Annotated in this window: 14 protein-coding genes; 8 read left to right on the top strand and 6 right to left on the bottom strand. The window is 43.8% G+C overall.

Translation table 11 applies throughout. From position 1 onward, the window contains the following. Positions 1-6: 6 nt before the first annotated feature. From CEX98_RS03840 to CEX98_RS03850, 3 genes are read right to left on the bottom strand one after another with little or no spacing between them, the layout of a single operon-like run. Positions 7-411, bottom strand: a complete 405-nt coding sequence (locus CEX98_RS03840; RefSeq protein WP_099640802.1) for a lysozyme inhibitor LprI family protein — start codon at positions 409-411, stop codon at positions 7-9. Positions 412-428: 17 nt separating this feature from the next. Continuing rightward, the gene (locus CEX98_RS03845) at positions 429-746 is read right to left on the bottom strand and encodes a hypothetical protein (protein WP_099640803.1); all 318 of its coding nucleotides are present in this window, start codon (positions 744-746) and stop codon (positions 429-431) included. Then, positions 739-2196, bottom strand: a complete 1458-nt coding sequence (locus tag CEX98_RS03850; RefSeq protein WP_099640804.1) for a PLP-dependent aminotransferase family protein — start codon at positions 2194-2196, stop codon at positions 739-741. The genes CEX98_RS03845 and CEX98_RS03850 overlap by 8 nt, the downstream gene beginning before the upstream one ends. 95 nt (positions 2197-2291) lie before the next feature. Here CEX98_RS03850 and CEX98_RS03855 point away from each other — a divergent pair, with 95 nt between their 5' ends. After that, on the top strand, positions 2292-2867 hold the full coding sequence (locus CEX98_RS03855) for a GNAT family N-acetyltransferase (RefSeq protein WP_099640838.1): 576 nt from the start codon (positions 2292-2294) through the stop codon (positions 2865-2867). Further along, the gene (locus CEX98_RS03860; RefSeq protein WP_099640805.1) at positions 2864-3445 is read left to right on the top strand and encodes an FMN-binding negative transcriptional regulator; all 582 of its coding nucleotides are present in this window, start codon (positions 2864-2866) and stop codon (positions 3443-3445) included. The genes CEX98_RS03855 and CEX98_RS03860 overlap by 4 nt, the downstream gene beginning before the upstream one ends. A gap of 959 nt (positions 3446-4404) precedes the next feature. Here CEX98_RS03860 and CEX98_RS03865 read toward each other — a convergent pair. Then, on the bottom strand, positions 4405-5274 hold the full coding sequence (locus tag CEX98_RS03865) for a hypothetical protein (protein ID WP_099640806.1): 870 nt from the start codon (positions 5272-5274) through the stop codon (positions 4405-4407). Positions 5275-5826: 552 nt separating this feature from the next. On the opposite strand from CEX98_RS03865, the gene CEX98_RS03870 reads away from it, so the two are divergent. The 3 genes from CEX98_RS03870 to CEX98_RS03880 are packed head-to-tail and all read left to right on the top strand — an operon-like array spanning position 5827 to position 9301. After that, a complete protein-coding gene (locus tag CEX98_RS03870) occupies positions 5827-6687 on the top strand; it encodes a hypothetical protein (protein ID WP_099640807.1) in 861 nt (286 codons plus the stop codon). 60 nt (positions 6688-6747) lie between these two features. After that, positions 6748-7956 carry a cysteine desulfurase family protein gene (locus tag CEX98_RS03875; RefSeq protein ID WP_099640808.1) on the top strand — a complete coding sequence of 403 codons (1209 nt, stop codon included), beginning with the start codon at positions 6748-6750 and terminating at the stop codon, positions 7954-7956. A 49-nt stretch (positions 7957-8005) separates the two neighbouring features. Further along, positions 8006-9301: a pyridoxal phosphate-dependent aminotransferase gene (locus CEX98_RS03880; protein WP_099640809.1), complete on the top strand. Its 1296-nt coding sequence runs from the start codon at positions 8006-8008 to the stop codon at positions 9299-9301. Positions 9302-9363: 62 nt separating this feature from the next. On the opposite strand, the gene cueR is transcribed toward CEX98_RS03880, so the two are convergent. Together cueR and CEX98_RS03890 are read right to left on the bottom strand one after the other, a co-directional pair. Next, a complete protein-coding gene (cueR, locus tag CEX98_RS03885) occupies positions 9364-9774 on the bottom strand; it encodes a Cu(I)-responsive transcriptional regulator (RefSeq protein ID WP_099640810.1) in 411 nt (136 codons plus the stop codon). A gap of 5 nt (positions 9775-9779) precedes the next feature. After that, positions 9780-12158 carry a heavy metal translocating P-type ATPase gene (locus tag CEX98_RS03890; protein WP_099640839.1) on the bottom strand — a complete coding sequence of 793 codons (2379 nt, stop codon included), beginning with the start codon at positions 12156-12158 and terminating at the stop codon, positions 9780-9782. 184 nt (positions 12159-12342) lie between these two features. On the opposite strand from CEX98_RS03890, the gene CEX98_RS03895 reads away from it, so the two are divergent. The 3 genes from CEX98_RS03895 (at position 12343) to CEX98_RS03905 (ending at position 17722) form a co-directional block, all read left to right on the top strand. Then, the gene (locus CEX98_RS03895) at positions 12343-12558 is read left to right on the top strand and encodes a heavy-metal-associated domain-containing protein (RefSeq protein WP_242441613.1); all 216 of its coding nucleotides are present in this window, start codon (positions 12343-12345) and stop codon (positions 12556-12558) included. A gap of 233 nt (positions 12559-12791) precedes the next feature. Further along, positions 12792-13817, top strand: coding sequence for a DUF4150 domain-containing protein (locus tag CEX98_RS03900; RefSeq protein ID WP_099640812.1), 1026 nt, complete (start codon positions 12792-12794; stop codon positions 13815-13817). Continuing rightward, the gene (locus CEX98_RS03905) at positions 13814-17722 is read left to right on the top strand and encodes a hypothetical protein (RefSeq protein ID WP_099640813.1); all 3909 of its coding nucleotides are present in this window, start codon (positions 13814-13816) and stop codon (positions 17720-17722) included. Before CEX98_RS03900 ends, CEX98_RS03905 begins: the two co-directional genes overlap by 4 nt. Positions 17723-17731: the final 9 nt, after the last annotated feature.

A 17731-nucleotide genomic window follows, 5' to 3' on the forward strand; every position in this document is an offset into this window, starting at 1 on the left:
ACAGGTTTACTCTGGTTCTGGTAATACTGGTGGAGTGCTATCCATATAAGTTAAAAAGTTTGCCCACAGGGTATGAGTTCTGATTTTGACTAGCTCCTTGCGACATTCGATTGCCATCACCCCACGAATAGTGCCTTCTCGCCATTGGGTATACACAGCGCCACAGTGTGCATCGAGATAGCTTTGCCAAGCAGATTGCGAGGCTTTGATCGCTTCTACTAGTTGATCATCAAAAGCATTATGCTCAAGACTTTTTTCGTAGTAATGTTCAAGTGTTGCAGTTCTCGCCTTAAGTTCACTCATTGCACACTCATTGATGTCTATTGTTGAGATAGGGTTTTCACACACATCTCCGCCCGCCAAAGCGGTTTGACTGATTATAAGAAGCAATGCGACCACTATAAATCTCATGGTATTTCCTTTTCCGTTTAACTTTTAATGAGTTTCAACATATTACCGATGGAGTCTAGGGTAATTCCACCCATAAGCTCTGGATTATTCAACGCGTAGAGGTAATCTTCTACCATGGTGCAATCAACCTCGTCACGCAGTTCAACAAATCCAGCCCAATTTTCGAGGTCATCTTCGTCGATTTCACCACTGAGGTATTTTGCCAATACCACACTTAACATCGCCTTGCTGATAGCAAGCGACACTGCGCTGTTATCGCTCAATAGTATGTTTAAAGCCTGCGCTTTGTATGGGCCGAATGTAACAAATTCGGCCAGTGCTTGTTGCTTATTCATGATTTTTCTCCAGCTCTGCAACTAACGCAAATAGTTCACTTAGCCCAGCTTGCTGTTGCTCTACTTCTTGCGCCGCAAAGCCTAAGCGAATATGGCTTAAACTGCTAGCTTTATCGAGGGAAAACTCCGGCTCACATTGTACGTAAATCCCTTTTTCACGTGCTTTTTCAGATAATCTCGAGACGTCGCGTTTACTATTTACCCAATACGCCATGCCGCCTTGTGGCACTTCAAAGTCAATATCTAACTTGGTTTTCAGTTTGTTTAAGTGTAGTGCCATTTCATGGTGGCGCCCTTGGTAAGCTTTGGTCATACGACGTAAATGACGCTCAAACCCACCTTCTTCCATCCAGTAGGCTACGGCTAATTGAGTAACGGCGTCATTTTTGTGATTAAGCAGCTGCTTTCGTGCCACCAATTGTGCGAGCACATCCGCCCGTGCGCTCAAATACCCCACACGAGCTCCGGCAAACATGATTTTTGAAAAAGTAGAAACATAAATCACAATACCACTTGGATCGCTTGCAGCCATGGGCTGCAACGGTGGACAGAGATAATGAAACTCATGATCGTAATCGTCTTCAATAATAAACACACCATACTGCTGGCACAGCTGGTAAATCGCCATGCGCCTAGGTACAGATAAAGTCACTGTCGTGGGGTATTGATGCAGTGGTGTTAAGTACAGCAGCTTAACCTTATTTTGTTCTAGGCAACGCGCCAGTGCCTCTACTTTAATGCCTTCTGCATCTTGTGCTAATGCAAATATTTCGGCGCCCGCATTAGTAAAAGCGTGCCGCGCAGGTGGGTAACCAAGCATTTCAATGGCAACGCCGTCTCCTGGATTGATAAACGCATTTGCAATCAATGAAAGCGCTTCTTGGGAACCATTACAAATCAGTAAGTCGTCACATACCAGCCCCCTTGCTCGACGCAAATACGCCTGAACTTGGGATTTCAGCAACTGGCACCCTGCAATGTCAGAATAGTGAAAGTGACTGATATTGCTTTTGCTGCATGCCTTTTGCAAAAACCGTTTAAATTCATTGTAAGGAAAAGCATGAAGATCTGGTAAGCCACCAGCAAAACTATAACGGTAGGCCGTACTTTTAGTGCTGGTTACTGGGGTCAGTGCTTTAGCAAATGGTGCTATCACCTGTGGTGTAGAGGCGACCTTTGTGGTTACCTGTTGGCTACTTAAAATGGGCAGTTCAGTATTGACACGATAGCCGCTACGCTCCTTAACCACCAGCCAGCCTTCAGCTACCAAGTTTTGTAGAGCATTCATCACAGTATGTCGGTTCATATCATGTAACTCAGCCAACTTTCGCGCGGAGGGGAGTTTATCGCCGGGTGTTAATTTACCCTCGGCAATGGCACTGCGTAAAATATCTGCTAAGCGTTTATGTTTAGCATGTTGAGACTGTGTTTTTGGGCTAATGGAAATCAAAACTGGTCTAATTAAATTATTAAATCTGGTTGTTTTATATCAACCAAAATCAGCGCAATATGCAAGCATTAAAACACAGAACGAATGAAATACTGATGCTTTCAAAACAAACCTTAGAATCCAATCGCGTTAAGCTTACTCCGCTTGAAGCCGCGCATTTGCCTGAGTTATTGGCTCAGGGTAAACAAACTGAGATCTGGAAATGGGTATTTAACAATTACTGTCGTGATCAAAAAACCATAGAGCAATGGTTTTACGGCTCTGCACAGTTTGATGAAGGCGAGCAACTTGTTGTTGCGATCATTGATAAAGACTCGGGTAAACTGGCTGGTAATAGCCGCTTGTTTAGACTTGATAAACTCAACTTAAGTGCCGAGATTGGCCATACTTTTATTGGCACTGACTTTCAACGCACGCATGTTAATACCCACGCCAAATACCTTTTGCTCAAATATGCCTTTGAGGCGATTGGACTGGTGCGTGTGCAATTTCAAACACATGAATGTAATAGTAAATCTCGCAATGCCATTACAAGACTCGGTGCCCATTTTGAAGGCTTGTCGTTAAAGGATAGACGCCTGCCTGACGGAAGTTATCGTAATACCGCACGATTCGCTATCACCGACGAAATGTGGCCAGAAGTGAAAGCGAAGTTGGAGAAAAAACTATGAGTTACCCTAGACAATATTATCGAGAAGATAACCCACAGCTGTTGTGCTCAGTTATTAAAAACAACCCACTCGCGACGCTTAACATTATACAGGCACAAAAAATTCAAACAGCTTTTTTACCTCTTACAATCAGCGAAGATCAAACTCATCTATTGGGACACGCAACCAAAGATAACCCCATTTTTCAGACTCGAGGACCCATTCAAGCCACCTTTCATTGTGATGACCATTACCTCTCTCCTGCCGTGGTCCCAGATATTAAACTTCCCACTTGGCTATACGCCAACGTGATTGTGATGGGGGAGCTTGTGCTCATTAGTGACGATGAAGAAAAGTACCAGTCAATGCAAGCGCAGCTTCATCATTTTGAACAATTCTCACACAGTGATTGGCAACTCAATAATGTGCCAGCAAAGCAACGTCAATCAATGTTTAATGCGATCAACTTTTTCAGGATTAACATCGTTCTGATGGAGGGGGCATTTAAATTAAGCCAAAATCAATCACAAGAGGTACGCTCACAAATCTGTAAAAACTTAAAACGCTCGGAAAATAAGTTAGCATTTCTAATGCGCTAACTCACTAAAGGAAGCCAATGACGGATTTAGGACGAAAACTCAAAATGACGTGTTACTGTGTTCAATAAAAAGTTGAACTCTTTTATTGTGCTTAAAGCGGAAAATAGCAATAGAATCATCTCTCACACATTCAGCATCAAAACAACAGATCGCTGTATAAAACAGCTCCTACCCCGTAGTAAAAATTGGCTGGTAGGAGGCAGTTTACCCGCCGAGCGGTTGTGGTTTTCAAGCAGTACTTGTTGATAAAACCATTTCTCACACATCCAATATCAGAACAACAGTTCGCTGTGTAAAACAGCTCCTACCCCGCAGTCACATCATGCTTGTAGGAGGCGGTTTATCCGCCGAGCCGTTGTGGTTTTCGAACTGTGCTTGTTAATAAAACCATCTCTCGCACATTCAGCATCAAAACAACAGATCGCTGTATAAAACAGCTCCTACTCCGCTGTAAAAACTGGCTGGTAGGAGGCGGTTTACCCGCCGAGCTGTTGTGGTTTTCAAGCAGTACTTGTTGATAAAACCATTTCTCACACATCCAATATCAAAACAACAGATCGCTGTATAAAACAGCTCCTACCCCGTAGTCTCATCATGCTGGTAGGAGGCGGTTTACCCGCCAAGCAGTTTCGATTTACGAACAGTACTTGTTAATAAAACCATCTCTCGCACATTCAGCATCAAAACAACAGATCGCTGTATAAAACAGCTCCTACTCCGCTGTAAAAACTGGCTGGTAGGAGGCGGTTTATCCGCCGAGCCGTTGTGGTTTTCGCACAGTGCTTGTTGATAAAATTATCTCTTACACATCTATCGCAAAACAAAAGATCGCTGTGTAAAACAGCTCCTACCCCGTAGTCTCATCATGCTGGTAGGAGGCGGTTTACCCGCCGAGCCGTTGTGGTTTTCGACGAACCTAAGGCTGCAGAGCTTTACCCTATTTTGTACTCTTCTTTGGCTTAATTGCTCAACTGCCTTATCTGGTTTCGAGTTGGTGCGTTTGACGCGGTAAACTGTTCAACTTCAACATCGTCTCCAAATGTTTGTGTAAGTAAATCTGAAAACTGCTCTGGAGTACGCCCAGGGTCGAGTGTGTAAAACGGTTTTAGCGCTTCTTTATCTATGCCTTTTTGTTTTGCAAGTTGAAGTAGCTTGCTGCCAATATCCGCAAAACCATTGTCGTCCATACTTCCAATAACCTCGCCTTGCACCTTAAATACTGTAACTTGAGGTGCTTGTTCAAACATTAATTTACTACGTAAAAATTCATCTCGTGCTAGCTGTTCTTGATAACTGGCTTGCTGACGTGCCTTCATTTCATCGTTGACAAAACTTTTGAAGGGGCGACCATTAAAACGCTCAAAAATCTCAGCATTGGTTGGACGATTATTGTCACCATATACCTCAACCTTACCCAAACTTGGGTATTGCTGCTGGACTAACGCTTTCAGCTGATTGATATCGCCATTCGCTTGCATGAGCAGTGATTCAACTCCGCCTCTAGCAGTAATGTGTCCTTTGTCATTTTGATAGGCCATGAGTTTGCCGTCTATCACAATACCAAACAACGCTTCCCGCTCTTGCCCATGGCGTAAGTATTGCTGTCGGGCAGCCTCTGACGAGACTTCACTTAATTCAAGTACTTGGCTTAACTGGGTCATTTGTTCATTTGATACTCGAGTGATTTTGCTCTCATCAAGCAAATACATAAGATTGGTTTTTCCCACAAGATCTTTAGCAGTATCTTGGCTTTGTAGATGTGTTTGTTCGGTCTGCTCTTTTGGGATATACACGCTCGTATTAACGCTATCCCTCGAATTGATATACATTACTCCACTCCTTGCTTTCATGTTCGTGTTATTGGGTTGCTAGTAGCCTCCTGCACATCCAGCAAAAAACAAGCCAAGCTTTGTTAAGCGATATAGAGTAAGACAATCCATTGAAATATAGCAATGGCATATCAGCTCGCCTTTATTGCCTCAAGCTGCAAGGCTGAGTTCACTATAAAAGGGCAAATTATTGCCTCTATTACAAGAGGTGAACCACACAAACGCCTCAGCTCCCTTAAGATGCCAAAATCTCTGCTACTGAGCAGTGTAACTAGCAGAACAATGAAAATAGAAGCTTCATAAAAAAACTTCCAAAAAACTCAATTTTTATACAAACAAACATTGACCTTACCACCGTGGCAATCTTTACAGTTACTTAACCATTTTAACCACCCTTTAAACAAGACATCACCTCCATTAACACCTTTTTGCTGGTGCAGTACGGAAATGGACTTTGTTTCATATCTTTTTTTTGGTGTTAACTCGATAGATGAGGCCGTCGTTCAAAGGGATTAAATACTTCAACTAAACAAAAAAATAGAGGCTAAGAAAATGAAATTAAAAGAAAAAAAAGTTGGAAAAGTAGAGCAAAAACTCTTAGAGATGATCCACGAGGATGTCACCGAACACTATCCGACCGTTTCCGCCTTTTATCTAGAAGGTGGGCATTTTGATCCGCGTTATTCCGCCACTGAATTTTCGATTGATTCAATGGTGAAGGTATTAAATATCGCAAACAATGCGATTTTAGCTCATAAGAAAAAGCTCAAAGTGGTACTTGGAGTGTTAATTGACGACTTAGGTTTGCAGTGTGGTAGTGAATCCTGTGATATATCTGTATCCCCAGCCGTAGCAACCGACAGCCAAGGGCTTGCGCCATTACCAGACGAATTAGAAGCTGTGTTAGGTGAATACAGCATTGTAAAGCGTGACCGCTTGGTACTTCAAGGTGAGCGTAACTGTAAAAACCGTGGGATCCAATCTTTACGTAAAATCATTTCGCAAGATTTAGCAAGTTTTCCGCAATTGTCACTCGAAACGAGCAACGGCATAACTAAAATTCTATTCGAAAACAGTAAGGGCGTCAGCATTGTTTTAGCCGAATCAAAAGACAAGGATGTATGGACAGCAAAATGCCCGCTTATCATGGCACAGCATTACAAAGACACGTTCCAAAAAGCACTGAAAATGAATCCTCAGGCCGGGGTATTCCACATCATGGACTTCTCTGAAATGGACGACTATCACAAGGTTGTCAACGGTACTGAGGTGGCGCTAGGGCTATTTTTACAAGACGACAACCTTGGCGACAATATCGTTAAGATCTCCAATATCTTCCTGTCTGACTTTGATATGGAAGATTATTCCATTAACACCCAAACCAGTACCCTGACCGAAACTTGCGAAGCGTAACGCTCGCATCTATTCGCTTCAATTTGACTGTTGCCCCTGAATTTTATACGGAGATTTTTTATGTCACTAATTACAGCTCTAGAGAGTAAGTCTGCCACAGAAGCGTCGCTACGCTTTCCTATTTATTTGGATCACAACGCTACAACACCGTGTGACAAAGCGGTGTTACAAGCTATGTTACCTTACTTTTGTAATGACTTTGGTAACGCTGCGAGCATGTATGGCTTGCATGGATGGAACGCTCACAAAGCGGTGGAGCAAGCACGCGAAAGAATAGCAGATGCCCTTGGCGCACAGCCTGAAAACTTCATTTTTACCTCTGGTGCGACTGAAAGCAACAATTTAGGGATCCGCGGCGTGTTTCGTGCTCGCAACCACAAAGGCAGGCATATTATTACTTCGTCGATTGAGCACCCCGCAACGCTAGCAACGCTCAGAGATCTCGAGCATGAAGGTGCTAAGGTTTCCTATCTTGAGCCATTACCGGATGGCAGTTTTGATATCGAAGCAATGAAAGCTGCAATCACTCCTGACACGATTTTAATCACAGTCATGTACGCCAATAACGAAATTGGCACCATAAACCCCATTGACGACATCGCCTTTATTGCCAAGCAACATAACATTCTATTTATGTCTGACGCCACACAAGCTCTTGGCAAAGTTGATATCAACCTAACTACTTGCCCAATTGATATTTTGACCTGTTCGGCACACAAAATTTATGGCCCCAAAGGGGTTGGCGGCCTGTATTTAAGGCATCAGCAGGGTAATAGAGTCGTTGATATTAGACCGCAGATCACTGGTGGTGGTAGCGAGCAAGGGCTACGTGGTGGCACACTAAATGTGCCGGGTATTGTTGGTTTTGCCAAGGCTGTAGAACTGGCACAACGAGAACTGAGTAATGGTGCCATTGAAAAAATAGAGCAGCTTAGAGACAAGTTAGAAGATGGTTTACTGGAGCTGCAACAAGTGCAAGTCAACGGCATGAGCGAAGAAAGGCTTCCTCATGTGTGTAACGTCTCTTTTCAAAATACCGACGGTAAAAAAATGCTGAGCTTATTAAAGAAAAGCATTTCGGTGAGTACTGGCTCAGCTTGCTCTTCAAGTAACCTATCACCAAGCCACGTCTTAACAGCCCTAGGCTTGTCGGATGATCTCGCACAGGCAACAATACGATTTAGCTTAGGCAGACACACCACAGAAGCCGAAATTGACTTCGCACTAAACAAGGTTAGAGAAGTCGCAGCACTGACTTTACTCGCTTAAATAAAACTAAATTATTCCAAAGTAAATACTTAAGGAGAAAATTATAACAATGAAGAATTTATCAACGCTTGCGACCACGCTTGATTACTCAGATATCATTCACCTTGAATTTTACGTTCAAGAACAACTTGTAAAAGGAAAAGAAATTTGTGATTTGATCATTGGGGATTTTGACACTCAACAATTCCCAATGCCGGATTATCTCACTGCACAAATTCAACAAGCTTATGAGGACAGGCACAACGACTACCCTCCGTTAGAGGGAGTACTTTCGTTGCGTGATGAAGTAGCAAAGCAAACCAAAAAGCGCTTTAACGTTAGCTACAACCCAGACACTGAGTTATTGATCTCTGGCGGTGCACGACCTTTGTTATATTCAGCAATGCTTGCGACAGTGAGCCCTACAGACTCGGTGATTTACCCTGTTCCCTCATGGAATAATATGTTTTACACCACCATGTGTGGAGGTAAGCATGTGCCCATTGAAACCTCGGAAGTGAACCAATTTCTACCAACAGCACAACAAATAGAACCACATATCACTGATGCTCGGCTGATCACATTGTGCTCTCCCCAAAACCCAAATGGTTCGATGTTTGCAAAGCATCAGCTTATAGAGATCTGTGACATGGTAGTTGCTGAGAACAAACGTCGCTCAAAAATAGGTGGACAGCCACTGTACATGCTCTTCGACCAAGTATACTGGATGCTGACAATGCAAGACATTGAGCATTATCATCCGGCATCACTTTGCTCAGATATCAAACCTTACCTTATCGTGGTTGATGCTGGCACTAAGGCCTTTGCCGCTACAGGCATTCGAGTTGGATGGGCGAGCGGACCGCCAGAGGTGATAGCGAAAATGCAGGTGATCCAAGAACATATAGGTGCAATGGCCCCAACAGCAGAGCAACTTGCCACAGCGGTGTTATTTCAAAATGAAACCTATCTACAAAACTATTTAACCGACTTTAAAAAGAAGATCTTGGCTTCGATGGCAGTACTGCATCAGGGTGTTCAAAATATGAAAGGCGCTGGTATGGCAATCGATTCATTTATGCCAGACGCGGGGATTTATATGACATTGAAAATCGATGCAATTAATAGAAAAACGCCAGACGGGAAAATACTAGAAAACGCGGATCAAGTTAGCCGTTATTTAATTGATAGTGCAGGATTAGCACTGGTGCCCTTTGCAAGTTTTGGCTGTCGCTCTCAAGAGTCACAGCTGTGGTATCGCGCTGCAGTTTGTACTATTTCGCCGAGTGAAATTGAAGCCGCACTGCCGAGATTACAAAGTGCACTACTCGCTCTTTCTGAGTCACAGGTATTACTTGAAGCCTAGGACCAATAAAAAAGCCAGCTTTCTGTCAATATAGAGGCTGGCTTTTTACGTTTAACCTTCAGTTACTTTAGGCTATTTTGGCAAAGCCCTTCTAAAATTGGGCAATTTGCATTTTCGTCACCGCTACAGTTATCAGAAAGCTGCTTTAGAGTTTCACGCATCTGTTGTAGTTCATTGATTTTATGCTCAATCTCATTCAAATGGTGCTGTGCAATTGATTTAACCTCACGACTGGTACGGTCTGGGTTTTGTAATAAATCAAGTAAAGATTGGATCTGCGCAATAGGAAACCCGAGTTTTCGTGCTTGCTTGATTACACCCAGCAATTGTAATTGTTGCGAGTCGTAAAGCCGATAGCCTGCTTCACTTCTTTTACTACACTTTAGTAACCCGCTTGCTTCATAATGGCGGATCATCTTTGCAGAGAGTCCGGTACGTTGCGCGGCTTCACCGATTGTGATCAGTTTTTCCATGACGTTTACTCCTTTGGTTGCCAACGTTGTAGTAACAACGCATTGCTGATAACTAATAAACTACTAGCTGCCATTGCTGCCCCAGCAAAAATCGGATTGAGATAGCCTAATGCAGCTAATGGAATGCCAATAACATTAAAGATAAATGCCCAAAAAAGATTTTGCTTAATTTTGCGATACGTTAATTTTGCCATCGCTAAAGCCGATGCCACTAAGCTTGGCTCTCCGCGCATCAACGTCATTGCCGACGCGCTTACTGCTACTTCCGTACCTGTCGCCATTGCGATACCAAGATCGGCCTGTGCAAGCGCTGGCGCGTCATTGATCCCGTCGCCTACCATCGCCACACAGTAACCTTGCTGCTGAGCCTTAGCGATGTACTCAGCTTTGTGTTCTGGCAGTACTTGTGCCTGATAGTCGTCAAGCTCTAATCTCTTAGCGTTATACTGTGCACTACTTTGGCTGTCACCGGTCAACATTGCCACTTTTATCCCTTGCAGCTTAAGCTGTTTAACTGCTGTAAAGGCATGAGGTTTAAGCTCGTCAGTAAAGTAAAATAGCGCTAAAAACTCGCTGTTGTGTTCACTATTTTGGCTTACCAACCAAGATAAAGAAGCACCGGGTATTTCTTCTGGTAGCTTAGGCAAAGTTAAGCCTAACTCCTGCATCCAAAAGCCGCTCCCTAAATAGACTGTTTTGTCTTGGTATCGTGCTTTAACGCCTCGTCCTGCCACCACTTTAAAGTCGCTTACTGGGAGAAACGACAATTGCTTTTCTTGTGCTTTATTGACCACGGCCTTGGCAAGCGGATGTTCGCTGTACTGTTGCAGTGATGCGGCTAGCTGTAACACATCATTTTGATGATACGTAAAGGTGTGCATATTACTAAGCTCTGGTTTACCCACCGTAAGCGTTCCGGTTTTATCAAAAATTACCATGTCGATAGTAGTTGCTTGCTCCAGAGCGCCCGCATCTTTTACTAAGATCCCATAGCGTGCAGCGGTGCCTGTGCCTGCCATAATCGCGGCAGGCGTTGCTAACCCAAGTGCACACGGACAAGCAATTACTAGGACAGCCACCGCATTAAGAATGCCGGTTGGCCAATCTCCAGTACTGAGCCCCCACGCAAAAAAAGTAATGAGTGCAATCACCAATACCGCAGGTACAAATATCGCACTCACTTTATCCACCAACGCTTGCACTGGTGCTTTCGCGCCTTGTGCCTGCTCTACTAAACGAATAATTTTTGCTAGTGTCGACTCCGCCCCTACACTAGTAGCATCCACTTCAAGCACACCATCAAGATTCACCGAGCCGCCAGTGACTTTATCTTTTTGTGCTTTATAGACAGGCACACTTTCACCGCTGATCAGCGCTTCGTCTACTTGTGAGTGACCTTCAACCACTACACCGTCAACGGGTATGCGTTCACCTGGTTTGATCAATAGCCGCTCGCCGCTTTTTACTGCTGTTGCTGGCACTTCTTGCCAGCTGTTGTCACGCCAGACCATAGCAGAGGTTGGCCTTAAGCTTTCAAGCGCTTTAAGGGCACTGGTTGTACGTCGCTTGGCTCGGTGTTCAAGATACTTACCTAACAGCACCAAACTCAACACGGCACTGCTGCTTTCGAAGTATAAATGCGGAGCGCCATGCTCACCGCTAAATGTCCACCACAAATAAAGTGACAAACCATACGCTGCACTGGTGCCAATAGCCACCAGCAAATCCATGTTCCCCGTCCCCGCTTTTATTGCTCCCCATCCGGCACGATAAAAGCGCGCACCAAAATAAAACTGAACAGGCGTTGCCAGCGCCCATTGCATCCACGCTGGTAGCATCCAATTTTGGTTAAACAGCATGGCAAACATAGGTAACACCATAGGTAGAGTAAGCGTCAGTGACGCCACAGCGGGAAACCAATCAGCGCGATAAAAAGGAGTTGCTGCAACTTGTTCGTTTGACTCATCCAAGTTTGCTTCTGGCTGTACCACAGTGTAACCGGCGTCATTGAGCTTGGCTTCGATTTCAGCAAACGGTAATTCTGCCACTAAAGTTAAGGTTAGCTTTTCGGTCGCTAAATTAACCTCTGCTTTGATGACTTGTGGCAATGCTTGCGCTGCTTTTTCAACTCTACTCACACAAGACGCGCAAGTCATTCCTTTTACTTGATACTGCATTTCACTGGTATTGACCTTGTACCCAGCATCTTTTACCGCATTCACCAGCGCCGACACTTCTGCACTCCCCTCTACCGAAACAGCTTCTAGTGCTAAGTTAACACTGGCGCTGACAACGCCAGATACTTTCTCTAAGGCTTTCTCAACTCGGCCAACACACGAGGCGCATGTCATCCCCGATACATTAAATTTTATTACCTTGTCCATTTCTATCTCCGCAAACGCGTTAACTCTCATTGTTGGACACTAACCCTTACCCTTATGGTAAGGTCAAACAAAATTGTTCATTTATCTAACAGCATAAAAAAGGAATACTTATTGTTAAATACTAGTTGACCTTACCATCAAGGGAAGCTTCACAGTACACGCTCTTTTACCTAGAAAGGAAATAATGATGTTAAGACTAAGAGTAGAAAAAATGGTGTGTGGTCACTGTGTGAAAGCGATCACAGAAGCGATGCAAACCGCAGACAGTCAAGCCCAAGTGAATGTACGTTTAGACGATAAAATCGTTGAAATTTCAAGTACTAAAGAAGCGAGTGAAATTATCGCTATTATCAGCAATGCAGGCTATAGCGCAGAACTTATCAACGAAAGCTTTGCCTAATTCCTAGAAGTGCTCAATCCAAGTCGACCCAAACCACTTTGCAATTGTGAGGTGGTTTATCCGCTCACATCTTCCTTCATTGCCACTCGCACTTGTTTTATACAGCTCACGTTAATAAACGCTCACAATAATTCACACTTTGACAAAGCGCAGACAATGCGGAACAATTACGCCGTTTGTATTAGATAAAATCAATACAACTACGACTAAAGGAATAATTTAAGGACAACATAATGAGCTTTATCGGCGCCGGTGCAGGCAGCGAAGCCCAGAGCGTGCAATACAATGTCGACGCGCAAACTGCCAAATTACGAACCTCAGGTTCTGCTTCTTGGCGGCACAACAATCCAGCCTTACTGCCATTAAATATTAGTGCAAAGCGAAATCAAGCGCTTGGACAAGCCTATCGAATTGCGATATTTCCCGACCGCGCTACGGGAGAGCAAGCCTTTTTAGAAGAAATCGAAAGGGCCAAATACGGCGATTTTACCTTCGGCCAAATGGTCAATGAGTTTATTCCTGACTACATCATCGACCCACCACAATGGGATGAACAAAACCAAACGGCTGTTCTACCACATATTGAGCCAATAACAGGAATGGATGTTAATCTGCCAATTAACGACCCACAAGCATTCTTAGACTTGGTAACCCTTAAGCTGGGTTGGCAAGTAGGAACTGAGAGTGATGTTGCCAGAGATTTTGAAGCCGAAGCCAGACAAGCGTCTATCGTGTCAAACGCGAACGTTCTCATTAACGGTAGAACCGCTGTGCATAGCAGCAGCGGAGGTGTGTTAAGCACAGTAGACGTTTGTTTGACGAAGATAGGCAAAGTGGTTGTGCCTATTCCCTACGGTAACATAGCTCGCTCATCAGACGCAGCAAGCGTTGCCAGCTCAGTAAAAATTCAAGGTAACGGTGCGGCCAATATCAAGTCTAACTTTTCAAAAAGTACGGGAGACCAACCCGGTAATAAAAAAGGTATCGCTAGTCGAACATTGGGTAAGAAAGCAGAGTTTCTGCAAGGCAGCTTTGATGTTTACATCGAGGGAAAACCAGCGGTTAGGCAGGGGGATTTAATGGTATCTAACAATAAAAACACGCCCCCCGCACCATTAAACCAACCCAGTGGTGCCACTCCTGCAGGCCTTGATGTAGTGCTTGGTGCAGAGCCACTAAGCCAAGCCGGTACGAATAAGATCAATATAAAAGTGTCGGGCAGTAGTAAACCTAGCGATGAAGAAGTGAAGATAGGATGAGCCACACTTTACCAACCAAAACCAATGCTAACAGTAATTTTAGAGAACTTGTTTTTGAGGGCTATGCAAGCGACAAAGAAGTGGTCTCTTTGATGCTCAAAGACACCTCGGTTGATGGCACGAAAGAAGGCTATTATAAGGTCCCCCTTTACACTTCAAACACGGTAGACCAACAAAGCAGCGATGCCGACATTGAGCTGGTACACATTTATCCATTTTTATACGATACGCCAGAGCAGCAACTACAATCAGCCTCTCCGGTAACCAGCGGATTTATCTATATTTATGTCGATGGCTATTTATGGCGTGAACTACAAGTTATCGAACCTGAAGACTTTGACGCTCCGGCGCTATTCTCAGATGTGAATTTGTATTGGCAAAAAGGTTTTTTAAGTTGGAAAAAGTCGGCCAATAAGCCAAACTCACGACCGCAAGGCACACGTGCAGCAACCTGTAAGCCAACCAGCAGCATTCTCGTCCCGCATAAACTAAATGGCAACGAAGTAAGCGTAGAAATCGCATGGTCTGAAGTTCAGTGGTCATGGGAGCAAATCTTGTTGTTTGGCGGGTTTAATGAACAGGATCCGCGCTTAAATACCGGCACGCCACTCGCTGACGAAGAGAGACATTGCCCCGCCCCAGGAGATGCAGCAGCGCTCAGAGCACAGCGCATGATTAAGCTGGATAACTTAGGGCAATTTACCACAGGCTATAACGATCAAGGCAAAGTAGTTAACACCCCGACACTTCATCAAAAGCTGCACCTTCCAGAGCGCGATAAAATCGCCCAAGTGCCGATTTTTGACGGGATCCATGTGGCTCGAATGTATGTGGTGAAAATTCAAAATTTGGTGGTTGAAATTGAAGCGCTTATGAACCACCTCTCTGGTGTAAACAGCGACACAGGTGAAATCGACTATCAGCAACGTAATAAATACGAGCTTGCAGTTTACATGCTGCAAACTTTCTATCTGCAAACGGACGCCGTTTTAGATAAAGACATAGAAATACAGTCATCTGGTGAAAAACTAGTCGAATCGGATGAAGACGCCATCGACTTTGCCAACAAACTTAAAGAATGGCGAACAGAATGCTTAGATGAAGAGGCCTTTTTTGAGTTTTTGCAGGAAAAAACATTTCGAGAACTTGCAGAAAATATAGCGGAGCTCACTGATGAACTCATTAACTTTCTCGATCAAGAATCGTTAGCCGCTGGATTTACCGAGTGCTTTAAGGATTATGCGCATCAAACTGACTTAAGGTTTTTTGAAGCCTATGACTTACTCACCGATTTATTTTTGGTTTTGAAGCCCCATCCGGCAGCACAAATAGCCCAAATTAATAGAGACAAAGAGTTTTGGCACACGCTAAGTAGCGGCCACCGAGGACAAGACTTTATTCTGCAATGTCTAGCTCAACACCCAAGCAAACCAGGAAAAGAAATTGCGCAGTTTTTATTTCCAAAACCTACGGGAAATAAGCTAAGTGAATACGAAAAGCGTGACTTTAACCGCTTTGAGCTTAAGCTTGCGAGCGCAAAAATCGAAAAGATCCATAAACAAGAGGAATTAATAGATTGGAATGAAGGAGAACAATTAGGCAGGCGACTTTCTCAGGTGATTTTTGGTTTAGCCGTTAGCGTATTTGAGATCCCCGATATCGCCCATAAACTTTCGAGTCACGAAGGGACGTTAGGCCAACAAAAATCCGCAACACAAGCAGCCACAAACGCAACTCAACAGCAGTATGAACAAACTCAAAAAGCATTGAAAGAGGCTGAGCTTGCAAGAGATGAAGCGCTTGATGAGCTGACAAAAAAAGAAGCTGAGTATGAACAACGTAAGTCTGAACTATCGCGTTTGACTCCTGAAGAACATCAACTCAAAGCTGCAGAATTAGACGCAAAGATACAAGTTGAAAGAGCACGATTGCAACGCCTTGAGACCAAGTTTGCAGCAGCAAAAGCGTCGGTTACACGAGCTCAAAAACAAGTTTCGACCTTCGTAAAGGTCAATAATGCATGGCACAAATACCCTTTTGCAAAATTGATTGATGCAAAAGCGGATGTATTACAGCCACTGATGCGATTAGTAGATATCTCAACACCTGGGCACCTTGTTGAAGTCGAAATGAGGGTCTCCGATTATATAAATGGTAACTTTCCTAAAGGTTACATGCCGCTTGATCCCAAATCTCGCCAACTTTCTGCCGAGAAGCAAGTGAAAGAATTAAATCAGGTGATACGAGCGAACAGAAAGCGAAACGTCAATATAAAATACGGAGGCGCCAGCCATAAGGTGTCTTTGGAAGATGTTTTGAACTTGAATAAACGCCTTGAACTCCTAACCCAATCGTTAGACAGAGCGCAAACAACCACCTTTATTGAAAGTAAAGAGAAAGTCATTGCCTATTTGGTTAAAGCAACCGGCGCCGATTTGTCTGCTGAAGCCTCAGCAGCAAGGGCAAAACAAATTTATGACGACACGGTACAAAATGCAAAATACTATTCAACTGAGTTAGAAAACCAACACACCACTATCAAAAATCTCGCAGAGCGAACAGCAAACCTAGAGAAATGGCAAAATAAAGTTGTTACCGAGGCCGCATCCAGCCAGTCGCTAAAAAGAGGAATGGTGGGTATATTAGGCGCTTTATATATCTTTGAAATTGCAAATGTTAGGCAGGTCGTTTCAAGTTATGATTTTAAATTTGATAGAAAATTTGCAGATTTAGTTGGAACCGCTTCTGATTTAGCTGCAATTCATTATTCAGTGCATTCTGCAATTACACAAATGCGGTCCGGTTTGCTAAGTCCACGACAATATGCCGCCTTTGAACACCATAGGCGTGTTTTTGGAAGTAATAGCGCACAACAAAAATATGGGCCAACCTTTTCGAGTAAAGCGTCGTTAATGAAATGGACGAGTAGATTAAATTTACTTGCCTCAGCATATAGTGCGACCATATCTGCTTTTGATGCTTACTATGCCTATAAGCGGGGCGATGTGTGGGCAACCACAGGAAACTTACTTGTGACAGCTGGTTTTGCGGGAATGGCCATAGATAGCCTACCTATGGTGTTGGCCAAATATTCTCGTGCTGCAGTTATGTTACAATTTGGCAGGTTGAGTATCTATGGTCTAATAGCAGTACTTATAGGCTACGGTGTACTCTATTTAATCCATAAAGATCCGCTCGAAAACTGGTTAACCGTCTGTCCTTGGGGTAAAAATGCCTTTGAAGGTGGCGAAAAAAAGCTACTAGCAGACAACCCAACCTATTCTTGGCAGGCTCACCCAGAATATGCTCTGCATGCACTTTATGACGCGCTATTTGCCCCATCTATTATGGCTGAATCCCAGGTGATGCAGCTCAACACCTTTTCACGTGTTGCTGATAAAATATCAAAACGTGGTAAATTTCATATCGTAAACTTTAATATGCAGGTTCCAGGGCATATTCCTGCATCTCAACTGGGTTATTTAGACCTAGAGTTCGATATTAAACCCGTAGCTTCCAATAAACCATGGCAATCTTTGCTAAGTACAGCGGCAAAGGGGCAAGCCTCCACTGCAATCGATCACTTCTGGGAACATGTCAAAATTACCGTTAGTCCTCAGTTTACCGGGTTTCAGTTACAATTCGACGAAATCGCGCTGTACCCTTATTTCGACAAGCTAAACTGCACAAAGTTAAAACTGCGTATGCGCTGTACAAAATACCCCCTTGGTAAGGGGCAAACCATTAGCCCAAACTCGAGTCAAGAGTTTAGGCTACCAGCCCCAGATCGCGATCAAGATGGCAATATTTCAGAAGCACGGCTTTGGAGTGAACAAACCGTAGAGGTAGAGATCGATGATTATGGTTTAAGTGCAGCAGGGTTGCTACAAAGGCTATTAAACTAAAAGGCCAAA

Source organism: Pseudoalteromonas piscicida, from assembly GCF_002744175.1.
Taxonomy (GTDB): domain Bacteria; phylum Pseudomonadota; class Gammaproteobacteria; order Enterobacterales; family Alteromonadaceae; genus Pseudoalteromonas; species Pseudoalteromonas piscicida_B.